An 18,340-nucleotide genomic window follows, 5' to 3' on the forward strand; every position below is an offset into this window, starting at 1 on the left:
TCGAATCGGTAAGCGCCACACTGACATACACGAAAGGGTCAATGCTCGAAGTAGCGATGGCCCTTAGAACTCACCGGTGAAGCCCACCCCCTTGCACCTCCATACGACGATGACATGCCAACGCAGGTTTACCTCGGGGTATGGGGGGCGGTAACGAGCGCGGGTAGCCGTCCAGGTGCCGCGTATACGTCGAGGGCCGCTGGCGTTCTCTTGCCCTGACGTCAGCCCAGCTGCGCGTCTTCCGGTCGGCGCCTGGGCTTTCAGCGACACAGTCCTTGCTCCCGCACCCGGCAAACCCAGGCAGTTCTATCCACCCACCACGGCCGCCGACTGGCCCAGGCCGGCGTTCGCGACCCAGACCTGAGGTCCGAACACAACAGCGAAACACGCGGCTGCAGCAATGGTCGCAGCGAGAGTTCCGATGAGCCTCCTACCCCAGTGATTCGCGGCATCGTCGATCACGAGCCGGGTAACCAAGACGACCCAGGTAGGCGGCATAACCAATCGGCGCGGCAGCCGCGGTGGTAAGCAGCCCCTCCGAGAGGTAGATCGTGCTCCAACTCGACACCGACGCATCCAGCACGTAAACGACAAAAATCAACGAGCCAATCGCGAAGATCGCGCGGTGCGGAAGCACGGCGGAGGACCTGCACGTACTGGCTGATGTCGACGCTGTACCCCCAGGAGGTTGCGTGTCGAGTCGAAACCAACCCGAGATGGCGACGGCGAGTTGTACGAATGCGATGACCGTGACGAGCCTGATCGGCGACACGTGAATCGCTGCGAAACCAGAGGAGGCCAGGGCCCCAAGAATTCCTGCGGCCGTGAATACGGAATAGAACCGACCGAGCAACAAGGTTTCGCCACGCGACTGAACTGCCACTCCCTGCATGTTCACTGCCGCATCGACCATGCCCACTCCGAGGCCGAACAGGGTCGCGGAGGCGAGGTTGCTCGGGAGGTAGTGGGTCGTGCTAGTGATGAGCATGGCCGCGAACTGGACTGCGAATCCAGCGCAGACCGCAGTTCTACTGTCCCAACGAACTGAGCCCCTTTCCGCGAGCACCGATCCCAACGCAGCACAGATGCAGACTACGAGCAGCACCGCTGACACGCCGGCATCGGATAAGCCGACACGCTCCTTGATGGCTGGCATGGCTGTGACCATCGCCGCGTAGCCCAGGCCCTGTGCACCGTACGCAACGGCCACCCCGACGACGGTGACCTTCGATCGTGCGTTCGTCACTCGAGTACCAACGTGTTCTCGGAGAACTCACGAACACGCTCGAGAGAGTAGTTCTCTGCGCCAGTACCGAGACCGCCGGCAACCTGGGCAGCGGTGGCGTAGCCCAATTCGCCGCTGCCGCAAAGGTCCGATCCGAGCGAGCGGCCGCGAAGGAATTCCGCTGAGAATGCATCGCCACGGCCAGACGTGTCGACCACATCGACGTCATAGACGGTAGTCTCGACTACGTCGTTGTTCGTGACGACGAGTGCGCCTTTCGAGTCCCGGGTGACAGCTACGCAACCGGCTCCGGCGGCGACGAGCGTTTCAGTCCCATCAATCAATTCGGTCGTTTCGGTAAAACCCAGAACCGATGTAGTCGCCAACACGCGTGACACGTTGTCGGCAACATCCACGAGGATCGCTTCGCGCGCCACTCGCCTGGCAGCGCTCGCCACGACACTCAAATCTTCTTCTTGCATGCGGTGAGGTTAGGGATGTACGAGCCGCAAATGTGGCCCACATCCCGCCCCGACCGCATCAACGAGATTCCGCTGTTCGAGTCCCACCTCATCGACATCAACTGCGGATACGACAGGCTCGTCTCGATCGCACGCCGACAGACCGACGCCTGGCTGGCCGGGCATTAACCCGCAGAAGGGAACCAATCATGACCAACACATCGACAGCGCGCCACGACGTCCGGTTCGAATCGGGCGAAGGCTGGTGTGGCGCATGGCTTTACCTACCAGCCGGTGCCACAGCGACGAACCCGGCGCCGATCATCGTCCTCGCCCATGGGTTCGGCGGAATCAAGGAGATGGGACTCGACCGGTACGCTGAGCGCTTCCTCGACGAGGGATACGCCTGCCTGGTTTTCGACTACCGCCACTTCGGGGACAGTAGCGGCGAACCGCGTGAACTCGTCGATGTCGACCGCGAACTCGAAGACTGGCGGGCCGCGGTCGCATTCGCTCGCCAGATTCCGCAGGCGGACGCCGATCGGGTGATTCTCTGGGGAACCTCCTTCGCGGGCGGACACGTCATCACCACGGCCGCGAACGATCCGGCCATCGCGGCCACTATCGCCCAGTGCCCGTTCACCGATGGTCTGGCCGCCGGAATGTCGATGCCGTTCTTCACGGCGATGAAGCTGATGCGTCAGGCGATCCGCGATCGGCGAGCCGCCCACCGCGGGCTGGAGCCGATTCGTATCGGCGTGGTCGGCGCGCCCGGGGATCTCGCCATCATGAGCTCACCGGACTCGCTGCAGGGCTTCAAGGCCATCCTGGCGGCGTCGAATCTCACCGAATGGCCGGACATGGTTCCGGCGCGGGTGATGTTCCAGGTGCCCCGCTATCGCCCCGGCCGCCGTGCGAAGGACATCCGCACGCCGACCCTGTTCTGCATCTGCGACCGCGACAGTGTCACTCCGCCCCGCAAGACCGAGAAGTACGCCGCGCAAGCCGCTCGCAGCGAGGTGATCCACTACGACGCCGGCCACTTCGACATCTACGTCGGTGACGCATTCGAGAACGTCATCCGCGAACAGATCGCATTCATCCGGAAACATGTACCGGCGAACGCATCCTGAGCACGGGCCAGGCAACCGCCGTCACTCTTGATGTACCGGGCTGTCCGTCTCTCTGATTCAGCGACGGTCCCGCGCCGCCGCGATCGCCCGCGCGCTCCGGATCTCCGCCATGGTGAGCGCGGGCTCGACGGCCGGGGCGCCCGGGTACCGCATTCCGTCCAACAGCAACGCCAGATACCGCCGCCAGTTACCAGGCCGCACCGCTCCGGTGAAGGACGCGACGGCGTGCACCATCGAGAACGATGCCAGAACATCGGCCAGGGCGAGATCCGCTCGCACGGCACCGCCGGCCCGGGCCCGGTCCACCAAGTTCTCCAAAACCGGCGCGACAGCCGCTTCGAAACGCGCGAAGATCCTTGCGCCGTCGGCTGATTCGCTCATGGCAGCGGCAAGTCCCCGATTTCCGGCCACCAGCTCACAGGTTCGCTCGAGCAGACCCGCCAGCCCCGACCACGGATCCGGGTTCCGTTCGGCCGCCGCAGCAGCCTCCTCCATCCGAGTGACGTATCCACCTGTGATCTCGGCGATCAACTCGGATTTATTCGCGAACCGCCGGTACACCGTCCCCACTCCGACCTGCGCGGCGGCGGCCACATCGTCGAGCGTGACATCCAAACCACGTTCGGCGAGCAGGCGGTCCCCCGCCGCGAGTATCTTGGCGTGATTTCGTGCCGCGTCGGATCGCATGCGGCGGGCACTCGGCGAAGACTCCGAAGTGGTCATACATGCGAGCATCTCACGTGCCGCACCGGGCTGAGTGTGTGATGAGACACCTGGTCACGTACAGATCGTCACTTTTAATATGCCAGTCGTCATTATTGACGAACGGTCCGCCAGTTTGCATGATTGTCACATATAAGTGCCCGCCGCCACCACCACACACTTCGCCGCCACCCGCAGCGATTCGATCGGCGTGCCGCTACCGGGTATGGAATTGAAATTGGTCCCCTCGGCGACCACGCCGGAGAGCAAACCGGACACTGCGTACGAGCTGCTGGTGCGCGGGCCGAATGTGACCCCGGGATTCTACGGCCGTCCGGAGCTGCATGCCGAAGCCTTCGACGCCGAGGGCTTTCTGCGCACCGGCGACTTGGTCTCGTTCGTCGACAAGCACGATCCGAACCAGGGTCTGGTTTTCGGAGGCCGGATCGCCGAGAACTTCAAACTGTCGACAGGCACCTTCGTACACGTGGGCACCCTGCGACCGAAACTCTTGTCGGCCTCGGCCGGATTGCTCCAAGATGCCGTGATCTGCGGCCATGACAGGGAATTCGTCGCAGCGCTGGTGTGGCTGCATCCCGACCACCTCCACCGCGTCAACAGCGACGGGATGCCCGAGGACGGCCTCCGTGCGGAACTCGCAGACTGTCTCCGCCGATTGGCAGCCTCCGGCGCGGGGTCGTCGCAGCGGGTGGACCGGGTGCTCGTGCTGACTGATCCGCCCGCGCTCGACGCCGGGGAGATCACCGACAAGGGCTACGTCAATCAACGCGCGGTTCGCGAAAACCGAGCCGACCTCGTCGCTGAGCTCACCGCCGCGGTCCCGTCCCCACGATCCGTCTCCCCCGCCACGGCGACATGCTGACATGACCGTGCACAGCGCGGTCAACGATCGGCCGCCGCCAGCTCGCTCCAACGGCGGCGGGCGGATTCTCGCCACGCGCTGTGCTTGTCCTGGAACAACTTCGTTGCCGCCGTGCCACTCCAATTCGAGGGCAGCAACAGTCCCGGCAATTGCGGATCCAGGAAGGGGAAGCGTCGCCATTCGTGAACGAGCCGAATCTGCGCGGCGAGAATCTCATCGGATGTCACCGGAGAGAGCCGACCGAATTCGTCTATGAAATCCTCATAGTGCTGCTCGATGTCGCCGAGATCCCACGCGGCGGCCACCATGTCCCGCTGATTGCCCAGGGGTCCGTATTCGGCGACGAAAGACATGGCCTTGCCGGACAGTTCGAGTTCGTCGAGCACCGCCTTCGCCTCGGCTTCGGCGGCGATGTGGGGCGTGATCCATACTCCCGGAGACGGGCAACCGAAGCCGATCCAGCTGAACTGGGTGCGTAGTTTGTGCCGCAGTCCCCTCATCGACTCCGGGATCGAGATGAGAACCACCAACCAACGTCCATCCCATGACTGCTCGCCGGAACCGAAGGCATAGATCCGGTTCGCGCCCTCGACCAGCAGCCGCCGCCCCGACTCGGTCAGATTCCAGCGGACGCGCCTACCGACACGCTCGGAAACCAGCCAACCTTCCGCAGCCGTCCGCGCGAGCGACTGACGCGCCGACTTCTCCTCCACCCCCGCTATTGCGAGCGCCCGGACCAGTGTCGCCGTCCAGACCGGTTCGCCGAACGGAAGCGCGAACTCACCCAGAATCGTCATGAGCAGTGAACGGGCACTGCCCTCACCCACCTCACGACGACGGCTGACCGTGGGCACAGCACCATTTCGCCCACCTTCCTTCTCAGTGCCCTGCGCTGCACCGGCCACATCACGCCCTTCTACACAGCCTGCGATCCCAAATAGAAAGTGTCCCATCCTCGCATCGCACGGCCGGCACACCGGCGCCGTGTCCATGCTCATCGGATAGCCGTTGGTCAGGCTGCGGCGCGCAGGCAGACGGTCGGCACCGCTCTATACGAGGAACTCAGCCACGTTCGGTTTCTTTGTCGCGCTTGCGATCGACGAACGCCGTCATCCGCTCGAACTTCTCAGGATCCTCGAAGAGCACCGCCTGAGCCAGCAAATCCGTGTAGGGATGCGCGGGCGCGTCGGCCACGAACTTGGTCAGCCGCAAGGCCATCGCCGAACCACGCAGAATCCGGTCGACCACGGCATCCACCGTATCGAACAGCTGCGCCGGTTCCCACATCCAGCAGCAGCCCCAACCGCAACGCTTCCTCCGTGTCGAGCGTTCGCCCAGCCAAGAGCACCTGTTTGGCGACGCTCTCGCCGAGCAGCCGCACCAGGCGGAATGCCGCACCGGCCCCGGCAAGGATGCCGAGCCGCGGTTCGGGCTGACCGAACATCGCCCGTGGTGTCCCGACCCGAATGTCGCATGCGTAGGCGAGTTCCGCACCCCCGCCCAGCGCCCAGCCGTCCACCGCCGCAACGGTCGGCATCGGTAGCGCGCGAATACGTTCGAACAATCTCAAGTTGATTCCGTCCAGCGTCCGAAGAGCGTCGCCGGAGCAGTTGCCCGATATCCGCGCCACCCGCGAACACGCCCTCGACGCCGCCGGTCACAACCAAAACTTTCGGTTCGGCCTCCAACTCGGCGCCTACCTCATGCAGCGCGCCGACCATCGCCGCATCAATCGCATTGCGCTCGCTCGGACCCACCGGACGACCAAAATTTATGCTACACGATACGCACGTACAACATACATTTTGTAGCATATTTGGGTGGTTTCAGTCGACCGTTAATGCCGTCGATAGTTGATTGGGGTACGCGGGCAACGATTTTCAGCATGGGCAGCAGGTGACCGCCGCGTCATCGGGGTCGATTATCGATCAGACGGCGTGCTTTGCCGACAGACCTCTCCAAAGCGCCGGATGGTAACGCCTCTACCTCAACCGTAACGCCGATCCGATTCTTCACGGCATTGCGCAACTCGTACGCGGCGGTGTTGATCTGCTGGTCGGTCGTGCCCGGACGGGCTTCGACGCGGACGGTGAGCACGTCCATCCTGGCGGGCCGGTCGAGCACGCACTGGAACTGCGGCGCCAGGGCAGGCACCGTGAGGATGAGTTCCTCGATCTGAGTGGGGAACAGGTTGACCCCGCGCAGGATGATCATGTCGTCGCTGCGGCCGGTGATCTTCTGTATCCGCCGCATCGATCGTGCGGTGCCGGGCAGCATGCGGGTCAGGTCCCGGGTGCGGTAGCGGATCACGGGCATCGCCTCCTTGGTCAGCGAGGTGAACACAAGCTCACCTTCCTCACCGTCGGGCAGGACCTCGCCGGTCTCGGGGTCGATGATCTCGGGGTAGAAGTGGTCCTCCCAGACGTGCAGGCCATCCTTGGTCTCCACGCACTCCATCGCCACGCCGGGTCCGATCACCTCGGACAGGCCGTAGATGTCGACGGCGTCGATGCCGAGCTGCTGCTCGAGTTCCACCCGCATGGTCTCCGTCCACGGCTCGGCGCCGAAGATGCCCACCCGTAGCGAGGTCGCGGTGACATCGATGCCGGCATTGATCATCTCGTCGAGGATGGTGAGCATGTAGGACGGGGTGACCATGATGGCGTCGGGGCGGAAGTCGCTGATCAGCTGCACCTGACGCTGGGTCATGCCCCCAGACATCGGAATCACGGTGCAGCCCAGGCGTTCTGCGCCGTAGTGTGCGCCGAGGCCGCCGGTGAACAGACCGTAGCCGTAGGCGATGTGCACCTTGTCTCCGGGCTGCACGCCGCCGGCGCGCAGGCTGCGCGCGATGAGATCGGCCCAGTTGCTCAGGTCGCCCGCGGTGTAGCCGACGACGGTCGGCTGGCCGGTGGTGCCGGAGGAGGCGTGGATGCGTGAGACCCGCTCCTGCGGGACGGCGAACATGCCGAACGGGTAGTTGGCCCGCAGGTCCAGCTTGGTGGTGAACGGGAACTTCGCCAGGTCGGACAGGTCGGTGAGGTCGGCCGGATGCACGCCTGCGGCGTCGAAGGCCGCCCGGTAGTGCGGCACGTTCTCATAGGCGTGGGCGAGCGACCATTTCAAACGGTCGAGCTGGAGTGCGGAGATCTCGTCCCGGGAGGCGAATTCGATACGGTCGCAGCGGGGCTGCGGGGTGGTGGGGGCAACGCTGCTCATGATGACTTCCGGAGGTGGTGCCCGCTCAGGCGTCGAAGTCGACGACGACCGAGTCGCTGACGGGATAGGTCTGGCAGGTGAGGATGAAGCCGTCTGCTACCTCGGAATCCTCGAGGGCGTAGTTGCGGCGCATGTCGGCCTCGCCGCCGGTGATCTTGGCGCGGCAGGTGCCGCAGACGCCGCCCTTGCAGGCGAACGGAAGATCGGAGCGGATCTGCTCCCCGGCATCGAGGATGCTGCGGTCGCGCGGTAGCCGGCCGGTGGTGCTACGGCCGTCGAGGATGACGGTGACCGAGCTGGTCGGGCCCTCGACGCCGGGTTCGTCGTGTTCGGGGTGGGCTGGCGGCACGTCCTCGACGAAGAACAGCTCGAAGTGGACGCGCTCGGGCGCGACGCCGAACTCGGCGAGGACCGCGCGCGCGTCGGTGACCATGCCGAACGGGCCGCACAGCCAGATGTCGTCGATATCAGCGATCGGAACCAGGGCGGACAGGATCGCGCGCAGCCGGTCGGCGTCGAGCCGGCCGGTGAACAGCTCGACGTCGCGGGGTTCGCGGGAGAGCACGTGTATGACGTCGAGTCGGTCGCGGTAGCGATCCTTGAGGTCGGCGATCTCGTCGGCGAACATCACCGACCGCACCCGGCGGTTGCCGTAGAGAAGCACGACCTCGCTGTCGGGGTTGGTCAGCACCGAGGCGGCGATGGACAGCATCGGCGTGATCCCCGAGCCCGCCCCGATCAGCAGGTGCCTGCCACCGGCCTCGGGGTCGGCGGCGAACGACCCGCTGGGACCCTGGACCTCGAGCCGGTCGCCCGGCCGCACGCCATCGACCAGCCAGGTCGACACCGCTCCCCCGGAGACCCGCCGCACCCCGATCCGGGGCGGGGTGCCCACCGGCGCGCAGATCGAATAGGACCGGCGGTGCTCCACGCCGTCGATGACGCGGCGCACGGTCAGCGACTGGCCGGGCCGGAAAGCGAACTCCTCGGTGAGTTCGGCGGGCACGTCGAGGACGATCGCGACGGCGTCGTCGCACAGACGCTCGACGTCGGCGACGCGCAACGCATGGAATGCCCGGTTGCGGGCCGGTCGCGGGCGCGCGTTCTGCACGGGAGTACTCATCAGATTTCCTTCACGTGTTCGAACGGTTCATGGCAGGCCGCGCATCGATACAGGGCCTTGCACAAGGTCGCGCCGAACTCCGCTACCACCCGGGTGTCGTGCGAGCCGCAGCTCGGGCAGGTCAGCGCGCGGGGCCGGGCGGTCAGCACCAGCAGAACGGGTCCGTTGTCGCGGCGCGGGGCGGGCCCGGGCAGCGAGTAGCCGTGCTCGCGCAGCTTGCGTCGGCCCTCCGTGCTGATCCAATCGCTGCTCCAGGCGGGCGAGAGCACCGTGTCCAGGCGGACATGGTGGTAGCCGTGGCTGCGCAGCGTGCCGGTGATGTCGGCGCGGATGGTCGCGATCGCCGGGCAGCCGGAGTATGTGGGCGTGATGGTGACCGCGACCGTCCCGTCGGTGTCGACCTCGACGCCCCGCACGATACCGAGGTCGGCCAGGGTGAGCATCGGCATTTCCGGGTCCGGCACCGATTCGACCAGGCGGCGCGCGTCCACGGCCGCGGTTACCACTTCCCCTCCGGGTGCGCGCGGGCAACGCACTGCATCTCGGCGAGCAGCGGTCCCAGGGCCTCTGTGTGCAGGCCCTGGCGGCCTGCCCGGCCGCCGACCATGCCGACCGACGTCGCGGGCGGCGTGAGCAGCTCGGCGGCGTGCAGCACCTGCGCCAGCACCCGATCGAATTCCGTGCGCACCTCGCGCGGTTCCACCGCGACTCCAGCCGCGGCGAGTGCCACTTCCTCGGCGGCGGGCGCGAAGAGTTCATCGACGAACGGCCACACGAAGGAGAGCGCCTCGGTCATCCGGCGCCGCGATTCCTCGGTGCCGCGGCCCAGCGTCACCGTCCATCGGGCGGCGTAGTCGCGGTGGTAGGTAAGTTCCTTGACGCCCTTCTCGGCTACGGCGGCAAGCACAGGATCTCGGGAGTCGCGCAACCGGTCGAACACCGCCAGCCGCCAGATTGTGAACACCAGCAGCCGCACGATGGTGCGGGCGAAGTCGCCGTTGCCCACCTCGACCAACCGCACGCAGCGGAAGGCGTGGTCGTCGCGGAAGAAGGCGAGCGCGTCCTCGGCCGGCACCGGGGAGGTGTCGGAGAGGACCGGGACGAGCGTGGGATCGGCGGCGCCCGCGCGGGCCAGCAGCAGCCGCGCCTGGCCGAGCAGGTCGAGGCCGATGTTCAGCAGCGCCACGTCCTCTTCGAGTTCCGGGGCGCGCGCCGCCCATTCGGACAGGCGCTGGGCGGCGACGAGGGCGTCATCGCCGAGCATCAAGCAGTAGACCGCCAGCGCGGCGGTGTCGACATCGGCGGGCACGGTGGTGTCCACGCCGGCCAGCGGGTCGTCGAAGCTGGTGCCGAAGGCCCACTGGCCGTGCCCGTCACCGTCGACAAGTCCGCTGAAGGCGGAGTCGTGATCGATCATCGCAGCGGCCTCACATGTGGGGAACGGTATCGGGAATGTCGTAGAAGGTCGGGTGGCGGTAGACCTTGTCGCCGCTGGGGGCGAAGAACGGGTCCTTCTCCGACGGGCTGGAGGCCACGATCGCGTACGAGGGCACCACCCAGATGCTGACCCCTTCGTTGCGGCGGGTGTAGACATCGCGGGCGTGGCGCAGTGCCATCGCGTCGTCGGCGGCATGTAGCGAGCCGATGTGGACATGGTTGAGGCCGCGCTTACCGCGCACGAACACCTCGTAGAGGGGCCAGTCGGCGCGCACGCCGGTGGGCTTCGTATCGGTCATCGGTGGATGCCCTATCGTTCTCGTGTGGCGAAGACGGCCGCGGCCTCGCGGACCCAGGCGCCGTTGTTGTGCGCGCCGCGGCGATTGGCGATGCGTTCGACGCTGCAGGGGCCCTGCCCGGCAACCACGGCGGCGAATTCGTCCCAGTCGGGGGTTCCGAAGTCGTAGTGGCCGCGCTGCTCGTTCCATGTCAGCTCGGGGTCGGGCAGTCGCACGCCGAGGACCTCGGCCTGCGGCACGGTCATGTCCACGAACCGCTGGCGCAGTTCGTCATTGGTGTGCCGTTTGACCCGCCAGGCCATCGACTGCGCGGTGTTGGGCGACTTGTCGTCGGGCGGACCGAACATCATCAGCGACGGCCACCACCAGCGGTCGACGGCGTCCTGCACCATCGCACGCTGGGCATCGGTGCCGCTCATCATGGTCAGCAGCAGTTCATAGCCCTGCCGCTGGTGGAACGACTCCTCCTTGCAAACCCGGATCATGGCCCGGGCATAGGGCCCGAAGCTGCTGCGGCACAACGGGACCTGGTTGCAGATGGCTGCGCCGTCGACCAGCCAGCCGATGACCCCGACGTCGGCGTAGGTGAGTGTGGGGTAGTTGAAGATCGAGGAGTACTTCTGCCTGCCCTCGATCAGTTTGTCGGTGAGGTCGGTGCGGTCGGCGCCCAGCGTCTCGGCTGCCGAGTACAGGTAGAGCCCGTGGCCTGCCTCGTCCTGGACCTTGGCCATCAGGATCGCCTTGCGGCGCAGCGACGGCGCGCGGGTGATCCAGTTGCCCTCGGGCTGCATACCGATGATCTCGGAGTGCGCGTGCTGAGCAATCTGGCGGATGAGGGTTTTGCGGTAGCCGTCGGGCATCCAGTCGCGCGGCTCGATCCGCTGGTCGCGGGCGAGAATCTCGTTGAAGTCCCGCTCGAGTTCTGCCGTCGAGGTGGTCATTCTCGGCCTCTCTTCGCTGTGTGCGGACATACTGGTCACCGCCCCGTGAACACCGGCGCGGTCTTGGTCAGGAACGCCTCGACGGCGACGCGATGGTCGTGGCTCGCACCGAGGGCCTCCTGCGCGAGGCGCTCGCGCTCAAGCGCCTCGGCCAAGCCGGCGGATTCGGCCCACAGCAGTTTCTTGACCTGCCGGTAGGCGGCCGTCGGCCCCTGCGCGAAGGAGGCGGCGAGTTCGGCGGCGGTGGCCTCCACCTCGTCGTCGGTGACGAGCCGGTGGATCAGGCCCCAGTCCAACGCCTGCTCAGCGGTGAAGCGGTCACCGAGCAACATCAGCCCGGCCGCGCGGCTGGCGCCGAGCGCCAGCACGAGCGCGTGACTGAGCCCGGAGTCGGCCGCCAGGCCGATGCCGGTGAACGCCGTCGCGAACTTCGCGCCGGCCCCGGCTACCCGGATGTCACCGGCCAACGCGAGACCGAGGCCCGCGCCGACACAGGCGCCGCGGATCGCGACGACCACCGGCACCGGCAGGTCGTGTATTGCCCGCAGCAGCGGGTTGTAGTGGGCGCCAACGGTATCCATCGCGGTGGTCGCGTCGTTGTGCAACGCCTCGACGTGCTCGCCCAGGTCCTGGCCGACGCAGAAGTTCTTGCCGTCGGCGGTGAGCAGCACAGCGCGGATCCTCTCGTCGGCGGCGACTCGGCGCACGGCGGCCAGCAGCTCGTTCTTGGTTGCCAGGTCGAGCGCGTTCGAGGCCGCGGCGCGGGTCAGCCTGATGGTGGCCAGTGCATGGTCGACGCGGAGGTCGACGGTGCTGGTTCCGGTGGTCATGCTCGTCCTCCGATCGATGTGGTGTCCCAGGTGAAGAAGCCCTGGCCGGTCTTGCGGCCCAGCTCGCCGCGTGAGACCTTCTCGCGTAGCAGCAGGGGCGGCGCGAAACGCGGCCCGAGGGTGGCCGCGAGGTGTTCGGCGATGGCCAGCCGCACGTCCAGGCCGACCAGGTCGGTGGAGCGCAGCGGGCCCATCGGGTGGCGGTAGCCCAGTTCCATGGCACGGTCGATGGAGGCGGGGTCGGCGACGCCCTCCTCGACCATCCGGATCGCCTCGAGTCCGAGACAAACGCCGAGCCTGCTGGTGGCGAAGCCCGGTGAGTCGTTCACCAGGACCTCGGCCTTGCCCAGCGCGGCGACCCAGCCACGGACCCGCTCGACCACCGCCGGTTCGGTCGACGGGGCGCGCACGATCTCCACCAGGACCGAGGCGGGCACCGGGTTGAAGAAGTGCATGCCGAGGAACCGCTGCGGATTGTCCAGTGCCGCACCGAGTTCGGTGATCGATAGCGAGCTGGTGTTGCTGGCGATCACCGCGCCGGGGCCGACGATCTTGTCGGCGGCGGACAGCACCTCGGCCTTGAGCGCCGGGTCTTCCGGCACGGCCTCCAGGACAAGGTCGGCGTCGGCGGGCAGGTCGGCGGGTCCCGCTACGGTGCTGACGGTGGCGAGGACGTCTGCGGGGTCGCGCCCGTCGAGTGCCCCACGTTCGGCGGCGCGGCGCAGGCCGTTGGCGACCCGGTCCAGCGCGGCCGCGCGGTCACTCGCCTCGGCGATGACGACGGTGCTGCCGAGTGTCGCGAACACCTGCGCGATGCCTGCGCCCATGCGCCCGCCGCCGATGACGGCAACTCGTTGCGGGAAGGTCGGTTCGGTCATGCCTTCTTCTCCAGGAATGCGGTCATCCGGGTGTGTTTCTCCTCGGTCTCGAACAGCACCGCCTGCGCGATGTCGTCGGCGAAGGGGTGAGGAAGACTCCGCCCATCACCGCTCCTCATCCGATCCACATCGAATTATTACCGAACATTCAGTCAGTAATCAACCCGTGGCCGATGGTTAGGCGGGCACCGAGGCGCCATGCGCCAAGATGGACCTATGACGGCCTGCGCCACACCGGGCCAACCAACCACCTGAAGACCCCTTGACACGCGCGCAGTTCTCAGGGATGGCACTTACATACCGAATGGCCAGTTAAATGCGCGAACTGCTGCAGAGCTACGTGGCGGCCGCTGGGTCACCGGACGTGTGCACTTCGGACAGCGGGCCTCGCGAATGGTGACCGACGCACGCCGGTTCACGCTCGCAGGTATACGGATTAACAAGCCGTGAACGATGGCCGCCGAATGTGACGTGGACTACACGCACCGGTTCCCCACACACTGTCCACGTGCAAGGTAAGAAGACGTGCGAAGCGCGAGGAGCGACCTCATGGTCATGAAGTTCATGCTGACCGTCAATCCGCGCGACGGGATGACGCTGGACCAGTTCAACTACGAATGGGGTGTCATCCACCCCAGCTTGATGATCACGACACCGAGCGTGATGCGCGGATTCGAGCGCTACGCACAGCATCGACGCGCCCGCGGTGCCACTGACGAGCACTACCAGTACGGCAGGCATCCGCAGGACTGGTACGGCATGTCCGACCACTGGCTTCCCAGCCTGGATGCCCTGTTTGCGATCTTCCAGGCCGCGGACTACCCGCGACGGATGGGCGATCACGATTTCGGTAACGGGTCGTTCGTCCTAGAGCTGGTCGAGGGCGAGGTGCTCCACGACCAACCGGTCCCCTTCACCGGTCGGGGCGGGGTGAAACTGGTCAACTTTATCGCCCGCGATCCACTGCTGGAGCAGCATGCGTTCGCGAGACGGTGGCGCACCGATTACGCGCCGGCCGTCGTGAAGTTGGCCGGACACGGTCGGCTTCTGCGCTATGCGCAGAGCACGCAACTGCCGCTGGACGCCACCTTGTTCGAGGGTTCGCTGTTCGCGGCGGGTGGCGTGCAGACCTACGCCGGGATCGAGGAGCTGTGGTTCGCTGACCTCGATCAACTCCGAGCCTGGCACGATGAGCGCGAGCAGGACACAGCGGTCACCGACGCCGCCCAAGGACTAATCGATCCACAGGCCAGCTTCAGTCTCGTGGTCGTCGAACGCGTCCTGTGGGATTACACCACCGCCACGCCGCCACCGCGCCCGGCCGTCGAGGACCCGCAGAGCCTAGAGGCCCGCCTGGTCGCCGGCGAGTTCGAGCCCGGCGAATGGGACCGGGTACGGAAGGTATCTCAACAACGGTGACAAAACGCCACCGGGACCCGGTCGACGCTCCGGAGCTCGGTGCGGAAGGGCCTTGTCACGCAGCAGGGCCCACAGCACATCAACCAGGCACCCGGCCGATACGAGGAGGTAAGGGTTATGTGCGGCGGTCACCACCTGCGGCGTCATCTGAAGGGCAACCTGTACAAGATCTGGAATCGGATGTCCTCGGGCAGCTATTTTCCGCCGCCGGTCAAGGCGGTGGAGATCGCGAAGCCGCATGGCAAGGGGACCAGGACGCTGGGCGTGCCGACCGTCGGTGACCGTATCGCGCAGACGGTGGTCGCGGCGAGGCTGGAGGGCAGCGCGGAAGCGGTGTTCCATCCGGACTCCTACGGCTACCGACCGGGGCGATCGGCGCTGGACGCGGTCGGTGCGGCCCGGCGCCGCTGTTGGCGGTACGACTGGGTCATCGATCTGGATGTGGCGAAATTCTTCGACAGCGTGCCCTGGGATCTCGTGGTGAAAGCGGTGGAACGCCACACCGATCAGCCATGGGTGGTGCTGTATGTGAAGCGGTGGCTTGCCGCGCCGCTGGCACTGCCCGGCGGCCGGTTACAGGCCCGCGACCGCGGAACCCCGCGGGGTCGGCAGTCTCGCCGATTTTGGCGAATCTGTTCCTGCACTATGCATTCGATGCGTGGATGGCCAGGAATTTCCCGGCCGTCCCGTTTGAACGCTACGCCGACGATGCTGTCGTGCATTGCGTCAGCGAACGCCAGGCGCGATATGTGTTGTCGGCGATCAGGGACAGGATGGACCGGGTCGGGTTGCGGCTGCACCCGGACAAGACTCGGATCGTGTACTGCAAGGACGGAAATCGGCGCGGCTCGTTCGAGCATACGTCGTTCACGTTCCTGGGCTACACGTTCCGGGCTCGGGCGGCGCGGGACCGGCACGGGCGGTGTTCACCGCGTTCGTGCCGGCGATCAGCGCCGACGCCTTGAAACAGCTGGGCCGACGAGTACGCCGATGGCAGCTGCATCGACGCACCGACCTCGGCCTGGCCGGAATCGCCCGCATGATCAATCCGGTCGTGCGGGGCTGGATGAACTACTACGGGGCGTTCTACCCCTCGGCGTTGTCCGGCCTGCTGGCCCGCAGCAACACCTACCTGGTGCGGTGGATCCGCAAGAAACACAAACGGTTCCGAGCCCGCCGCAAGGCCCGTGCGGCCTGGCAACGGCTCACGACCCGCTACTCACGTGGGTTCGCCCACTGGGCATGGGTCACACATCCGCTGATGATCAAGACGACAGGAGCCGGGTAACGGGAGACCGTTACGCCCGGTTCTGTGGGAGCCCGAGGGTGCAATCCCCTCGGGCCACCCGACCCTGCCTGGGTCAGCGCTGTTCTGAAATTTCGGTGAGGAATTTCAGAACCAGCTCATTCCACTCCTCGGGCGCCTCGAAGTTGAGGACATGGCCACAATGAGGAAATTCCACCACCCGACCCTTCGGGGTACGAGCCGCGATGTCGGCAGCGTATCCGGGCTCGCGCAACTGGTCCTTTCCTCCCGCCGTGTACAGGACCGGCACGGTAATCTGTTCATATGGCGTATCGTCGGCCTGGCCAAAGTCGGATCGCGGCGGCACGGAGGGCGCTTTGAAACGGGCAGATGCGCTCGCTTCCCACGCACCCGGAATCAACGAATTTTCCCAGCGTCGTTTCACGAATTCGTCGTCGGAAGCCCATTTCGGGTCGGCATAGGCCACTCGCACCAACGACCGCATCTTCTCTACCGTCTGGTCGTAGTCGAGCAGGACCTGGCGGGCTTCATTTGCCGGAATGAATCCGCCACCAGATGCAAGGAAGACCGAACGAATCGGCCATTGCGGGGTTCCGGCAGCCGCAACTTTGATCAACATCGAGCCACCCATGGAAAGGCCGCCGAAATGTGCGTCTTCGATGCACATCACCCGCAGGAATTGGGTCATGTGGTCGATCATTCGCCCGGCCCCGGACACAAAGTCACGGATTTTGTCGGTGCCGCCGAAACCGAGCCAGTCAGGCGCCACAACGCGATAACGTTCGGCGAGAGCAGGAATATTCTTCTCCCAGCTCAGCCACGCATCCTCGCCGAAGGCGCCCCCATGCAACAGGACGACGGTCTCCTCCCCGTCGCCGGCTTCGAGATAGTGGGTTCGAATGCCGTCAACTAGGACGTATCGGCTACGAATTCCATCCATCTAGGTTCTCCTTTGATGTGTCGTTTGATATGTCGCCGCGTTGTTGTGGATGAATGCTTCGGTCGTGTTTGGACGAAGCTAGCACTGAATGTCCGTGCGGAGCTTGGACACCGTTACCGAGCCTGCACGGGGCGGATGAGTTGTAGCCGTCGCTTGGCTTCTGCTGTCATGTTCGCCGGTGTCCATTCCATACCGTGATCGACGGTACATGCGACGGAGTCCACATCCGGAATTCGGCTGACGGCCTGTTCGACGGCCTCCATCATCGGTGCGGCGTTCCAACAGATCGGTGCTGTGAGCCGCAGTTCGACCTCCACTCGGGAGCCGATCCGCTCTGCACGGCGAACCAACCCCATATCCAGCAGATTGAGGGGCGAGCCCGTTGCGGCACTGCAGGGATCGATAACCGTGCGCAGCGCAGCCGAGATGTCGTCATCGATTGCCGGCGCATCAACCCCGGTGCGCCGCCACGGTGCGGGGTGATCACTCATTCTTGCCCGCCGATCGAGTCGTGGAGTACGGCAGCGCCACGTCAGCGCCCTTCAACTTGCTGAACTCGTCATCGGCGATCAATGCCAAACGCTCGTCCAAATCGATTCCCATGATTCGTGCATAGTTTCCCCCCAACACTGCTGCCTTCATCTCGCGCGTGAACTGTGGCAAGCCATAGTGGTCCATCACGTCCTGGTCGAATTGAAAATTCCAGAACGCCTCGAGTGGCGGATGGGGATGGTACGCCATAGCGCCTGTGCCCCATACGATTTGCTGCGCCGCCAGGGGACCGCCGACCGACAGCAGACTAGCAATCGCGTACTGAAACATCTTCGGCTTGACAGCCGCCATTGCACACGTGATCTCGAGGTTGACAAATACATTCGGGAACCGACCGAGCTGCCATGCCGTCTCCTCCAGGAAGGCGGATCCCCCATGCACAATCTCGAACTGCAGGTCCGGGAAATTCATGGCCGCGCGGTCGATATCGTCGACGCGGTAGTGCTCCAGAGGATATGGCCCCAGCGGGACCGCTTTGTGGATCGCGATCACCTTCACGCCGCGTTTACGTGCATGCTCGAAGAGCGGGAAGGCGATCTCCGGGTCGTCCATCTTCCACCCCAACACTTCGTCTTCGCGCCAACTGTTCGGATACAGCTTCAGCCCCGGGGGGTTGCCCAATAGCTCGAACTGCCGGTCGAATTCATCGATCGCGGCCTGGCCTGCCATTGGGTCGACGCCGGCATAGACGATGAACCGATTCGGCCAGCGGGTAATGGCTTCGTGGGTTTTTTCCACCGACACCATGCCTTCTTTGAAACAACCGACCGGGAGCACGTGGTGCACTGCGAGGTCGGTGTTGCTCTCGAGAAAGACCATCGAGGCGGTCTCCTCGATCGTCCAGTCGCGCATGTACTCACTTGCCGGCACCCGGTAGCCCACCGATTGCGCCGCGTAGGTGGCAGCGGCGGTCAATTCCGCCGAAGGGCGACCCCATTTGTTCGCGAAGTTGGATTCGTCGAGGTTGTAGGAGTGGACCACGGCGTCAATGACGGGTACATCTTCGATCATGAAATTGCTCCAGGATTCAG

General features: G+C 65.4%; 21 protein-coding genes and 3 pseudogenes. 6 read left to right on the plus strand and 18 right to left on the minus strand.

Features of this window, described 5'->3' with window-relative positions; translation table 11 throughout:
* Window positions 1–430: 430 nt before the first annotated feature.
* Both ACQP1T_RS26040 and ACQP1T_RS26045 read right to left on the minus strand, forming a co-directional pair.
* Window positions 431–1,246 (minus strand): hypothetical protein, encoded by an 816-nt coding sequence (locus ACQP1T_RS26040; RefSeq protein ID WP_433755708.1) that lies wholly within the window; start codon window positions 1,244–1,246, stop codon window positions 431–433.
* On the minus strand, window positions 1,243–1,707 hold the full coding sequence (locus ACQP1T_RS26045; RefSeq protein WP_433755709.1) for a PfkB family carbohydrate kinase: 465 nt from the start codon (window positions 1,705–1,707) through the stop codon (window positions 1,243–1,245). Before ACQP1T_RS26045 ends, ACQP1T_RS26040 begins: the two co-directional genes overlap by 4 nt.
* A gap of 15 nt (window positions 1,708–1,722) precedes the next feature.
* On the opposite strand from ACQP1T_RS26045, the gene ACQP1T_RS26050 reads away from it, so the two are divergent.
* Together ACQP1T_RS26050 and ACQP1T_RS26055 are read left to right on the plus strand one after the other, a co-directional pair.
* A complete protein-coding gene (locus tag ACQP1T_RS26050; protein ID WP_433755710.1) occupies window positions 1,723–1,875 on the plus strand; it encodes a hypothetical protein in 153 nt (50 codons plus the stop codon).
* A 20-nt stretch (window positions 1,876–1,895) separates the two neighbouring features.
* Entirely contained in the window at window positions 1,896–2,819 is a 924-nt protein-coding gene (locus ACQP1T_RS26055; RefSeq protein WP_433755711.1) for an alpha/beta hydrolase, read from the plus strand.
* Window positions 2,820–2,876: 57 nt separating this feature from the next.
* On the opposite strand, the gene ACQP1T_RS26060 is transcribed toward ACQP1T_RS26055, so the two are convergent.
* Window positions 2,877–3,542: a TetR/AcrR family transcriptional regulator gene (locus ACQP1T_RS26060; RefSeq protein WP_433755712.1), complete on the minus strand. Its 666-nt coding sequence runs from the start codon at window positions 3,540–3,542 to the stop codon at window positions 2,877–2,879.
* Window positions 3,543–3,678: 136 nt separating this feature from the next.
* Between ACQP1T_RS26060 and ACQP1T_RS26065 the strand changes: the two genes are divergently transcribed.
* A complete protein-coding gene (locus ACQP1T_RS26065) occupies window positions 3,679–4,404 on the plus strand; it encodes a hypothetical protein (RefSeq protein WP_433755713.1) in 726 nt (241 codons plus the stop codon).
* A 20-nt stretch (window positions 4,405–4,424) separates the two neighbouring features.
* On the opposite strand, the gene ACQP1T_RS26070 is transcribed toward ACQP1T_RS26065, so the two are convergent.
* The 12 genes and pseudogenes from ACQP1T_RS26070 to ACQP1T_RS26125 all read right to left on the minus strand — a co-directional run.
* Window positions 4,425–5,258: a PaaX family transcriptional regulator gene (locus ACQP1T_RS26070; RefSeq protein WP_433755714.1), complete on the minus strand. Its 834-nt coding sequence runs from the start codon at window positions 5,256–5,258 to the stop codon at window positions 4,425–4,427.
* Window positions 5,259–5,466: 208 nt separating this feature from the next.
* Window positions 5,467–5,652 carry a hypothetical protein gene (locus tag ACQP1T_RS26075; RefSeq protein ID WP_433762581.1) on the minus strand — a complete coding sequence of 62 codons (186 nt, stop codon included), beginning with the start codon at window positions 5,650–5,652 and terminating at the stop codon, window positions 5,467–5,469.
* 94 nt (window positions 5,653–5,746) lie between these two features.
* A pseudogene (locus ACQP1T_RS26080) lies at window positions 5,747–5,941 on the minus strand (enoyl-CoA hydratase/isomerase family protein); the annotation flags it as partial.
* Between the two features lie 371 nt (window positions 5,942–6,312).
* A complete protein-coding gene (paaK, locus tag ACQP1T_RS26085) occupies window positions 6,313–7,623 on the minus strand; it encodes a phenylacetate--CoA ligase PaaK (RefSeq protein ID WP_433755715.1) in 1,311 nt (436 codons plus the stop codon).
* Between the two features lie 25 nt (window positions 7,624–7,648).
* Window positions 7,649–8,746, minus strand: coding sequence for a 1,2-phenylacetyl-CoA epoxidase subunit PaaE (paaE, locus tag ACQP1T_RS26090; RefSeq protein ID WP_433755716.1), 1,098 nt, complete (start codon window positions 8,744–8,746; stop codon window positions 7,649–7,651).
* Window positions 8,746–9,252 (minus strand): 1,2-phenylacetyl-CoA epoxidase subunit PaaD, encoded by a 507-nt coding sequence (paaD, locus tag ACQP1T_RS26095; RefSeq protein WP_433755717.1) that lies wholly within the window; start codon window positions 9,250–9,252, stop codon window positions 8,746–8,748. Before paaD ends, paaE begins: the two co-directional genes overlap by 1 nt.
* A complete protein-coding gene (gene paaC, locus ACQP1T_RS26100) occupies window positions 9,246–10,163 on the minus strand; it encodes a 1,2-phenylacetyl-CoA epoxidase subunit PaaC (RefSeq protein WP_433755718.1) in 918 nt (305 codons plus the stop codon). Before paaC ends, paaD begins: the two co-directional genes overlap by 7 nt.
* 10 nt (window positions 10,164–10,173) lie before the next feature.
* Window positions 10,174–10,482: a 1,2-phenylacetyl-CoA epoxidase subunit PaaB gene (gene paaB / locus ACQP1T_RS26105; protein WP_433755719.1), complete on the minus strand. Its 309-nt coding sequence runs from the start codon at window positions 10,480–10,482 to the stop codon at window positions 10,174–10,176.
* A gap of 11 nt (window positions 10,483–10,493) precedes the next feature.
* The gene (gene paaA / locus ACQP1T_RS26110) at window positions 10,494–11,423 is read right to left on the minus strand and encodes a 1,2-phenylacetyl-CoA epoxidase subunit PaaA (RefSeq protein ID WP_433755720.1); all 930 of its coding nucleotides are present in this window, start codon (window positions 11,421–11,423) and stop codon (window positions 10,494–10,496) included.
* A gap of 35 nt (window positions 11,424–11,458) precedes the next feature.
* The gene (locus ACQP1T_RS26115; RefSeq protein ID WP_433755721.1) at window positions 11,459–12,253 is read right to left on the minus strand and encodes an enoyl-CoA hydratase/isomerase family protein; all 795 of its coding nucleotides are present in this window, start codon (window positions 12,251–12,253) and stop codon (window positions 11,459–11,461) included.
* Window positions 12,250–13,131 carry a 3-hydroxyacyl-CoA dehydrogenase family protein gene (locus tag ACQP1T_RS26120; RefSeq protein WP_433755722.1) on the minus strand — a complete coding sequence of 294 codons (882 nt, stop codon included), beginning with the start codon at window positions 13,129–13,131 and terminating at the stop codon, window positions 12,250–12,252. Before ACQP1T_RS26120 ends, ACQP1T_RS26115 begins: the two co-directional genes overlap by 4 nt.
* Window positions 13,128–13,220 (minus strand): annotated as a pseudogene (locus ACQP1T_RS26125) (enoyl-CoA hydratase/isomerase family protein); the annotation flags it as partial. The pseudogene ACQP1T_RS26125 and the gene ACQP1T_RS26120, both read right to left, overlap by 4 nt.
* A gap of 460 nt (window positions 13,221–13,680) precedes the next feature.
* Between ACQP1T_RS26125 and ACQP1T_RS26130 the strand changes: the two are divergent.
* The 3 genes and pseudogenes from ACQP1T_RS26130 to ACQP1T_RS26140 all read left to right on the plus strand — a co-directional run bounded on the left by ACQP1T_RS26130 (window position 13,681) and on the right by ACQP1T_RS26140 (window position 15,838).
* Window positions 13,681–14,550, plus strand: a complete 870-nt coding sequence (locus tag ACQP1T_RS26130) for an EthD domain-containing protein (RefSeq protein WP_433755723.1) — start codon at window positions 13,681–13,683, stop codon at window positions 14,548–14,550.
* A 180-nt stretch (window positions 14,551–14,730) separates the two neighbouring features.
* Window positions 14,731–15,515: pseudogene (locus ACQP1T_RS26135) on the plus strand (reverse transcriptase domain-containing protein).
* Entirely contained in the window at window positions 15,488–15,838 is a 351-nt protein-coding gene (locus ACQP1T_RS26140) for a group II intron maturase-specific domain-containing protein (protein ID WP_433755724.1), read from the plus strand. The pseudogene ACQP1T_RS26135 and the gene ACQP1T_RS26140 overlap by 28 nt, the downstream one beginning before the upstream one ends.
* A gap of 73 nt (window positions 15,839–15,911) precedes the next feature.
* Here ACQP1T_RS26140 and ACQP1T_RS26145 read toward each other — a convergent pair whose 3' ends face one another.
* The 3 genes from ACQP1T_RS26145 to ACQP1T_RS26155 form a co-directional block, all read right to left on the minus strand.
* Window positions 15,912–16,757, minus strand: coding sequence for an alpha/beta fold hydrolase (locus ACQP1T_RS26145; protein WP_433755725.1), 846 nt, complete (start codon window positions 16,755–16,757; stop codon window positions 15,912–15,914).
* Window positions 16,758–16,870: 113 nt separating this feature from the next.
* Window positions 16,871–17,248 (minus strand): metal-sulfur cluster assembly factor, encoded by a 378-nt coding sequence (locus tag ACQP1T_RS26150; protein WP_433755726.1) that lies wholly within the window; start codon window positions 17,246–17,248, stop codon window positions 16,871–16,873.
* Complete coding sequence (locus tag ACQP1T_RS26155; protein ID WP_433755727.1) at window positions 17,241–18,320, minus strand: amidohydrolase family protein; 1,080 nt, start codon at window positions 18,318–18,320, stop codon at window positions 17,241–17,243. Before ACQP1T_RS26155 ends, ACQP1T_RS26150 begins: the two co-directional genes overlap by 8 nt.
* Window positions 18,321–18,340: the final 20 nt, after the last annotated feature.

Origin of the sequence: Nocardia sp. CA-135398 (genome assembly GCF_050955845.1) — a bacterium.
Classification (GTDB): Bacteria; Actinomycetota; Actinomycetes; order Mycobacteriales; family Mycobacteriaceae; genus Nocardia.

Excerpts from the sequence above, each read along its gene's own strand:
- ACQP1T_RS26045 (WP_433755709.1), bottom strand. The coding sequence starts at position 1,707 with ATGCAAGAAGAAGATTTGAGTGTCGTGGCGAGCGCTGCCAGGCGAGTG.
- ACQP1T_RS26050 (WP_433755710.1), top strand. The coding sequence starts at position 1,723 with ATGTACGAGCCGCAAATGTGGCCCACATCCCGCCCCGACCGCATCAAC.
- ACQP1T_RS26055 (WP_433755711.1), top strand. The coding sequence starts at position 1,896 with ATGACCAACACATCGACAGCGCGCCACGACGTCCGGTTCGAATCGGGC.
- ACQP1T_RS26060 (WP_433755712.1), bottom strand. The coding sequence starts at position 3,542 with ATGACCACTTCGGAGTCTTCGCCGAGTGCCCGCCGCATGCGATCCGAC.
- paaK (WP_433755715.1), bottom strand. The coding sequence starts at position 7,623 with ATGAGCAGCGTTGCCCCCACCACCCCGCAGCCCCGCTGCGACCGTATC.
- paaE (WP_433755716.1), bottom strand. The coding sequence starts at position 8,746 with ATGAGTACTCCCGTGCAGAACGCGCGCCCGCGACCGGCCCGCAACCGG.
- paaC (WP_433755718.1), bottom strand. The coding sequence starts at position 10,163 with ATGATCGATCACGACTCCGCCTTCAGCGGACTTGTCGACGGTGACGGG.
- paaB (WP_433755719.1), bottom strand. The coding sequence starts at position 10,482 with ATGACCGATACGAAGCCCACCGGCGTGCGCGCCGACTGGCCCCTCTAC.
- paaA (WP_433755720.1), bottom strand. The coding sequence starts at position 11,423 with ATGACCACCTCGACGGCAGAACTCGAGCGGGACTTCAACGAGATTCTC.
- ACQP1T_RS26115 (WP_433755721.1), bottom strand. The coding sequence starts at position 12,253 with ATGACCACCGGAACCAGCACCGTCGACCTCCGCGTCGACCATGCACTG.
- ACQP1T_RS26120 (WP_433755722.1), bottom strand. The coding sequence starts at position 13,131 with ATGACCGAACCGACCTTCCCGCAACGAGTTGCCGTCATCGGCGGCGGG.
- ACQP1T_RS26130 (WP_433755723.1), top strand. The coding sequence starts at position 13,681 with ATGGTCATGAAGTTCATGCTGACCGTCAATCCGCGCGACGGGATGACG.
- ACQP1T_RS26145 (WP_433755725.1), bottom strand. The coding sequence starts at position 16,757 with ATGGATGGAATTCGTAGCCGATACGTCCTAGTTGACGGCATTCGAACC.
- ACQP1T_RS26150 (WP_433755726.1), bottom strand. The coding sequence starts at position 17,248 with ATGAGTGATCACCCCGCACCGTGGCGGCGCACCGGGGTTGATGCGCCG.
- ACQP1T_RS26155 (WP_433755727.1), bottom strand. The coding sequence starts at position 18,320 with ATGATCGAAGATGTACCCGTCATTGACGCCGTGGTCCACTCCTACAAC.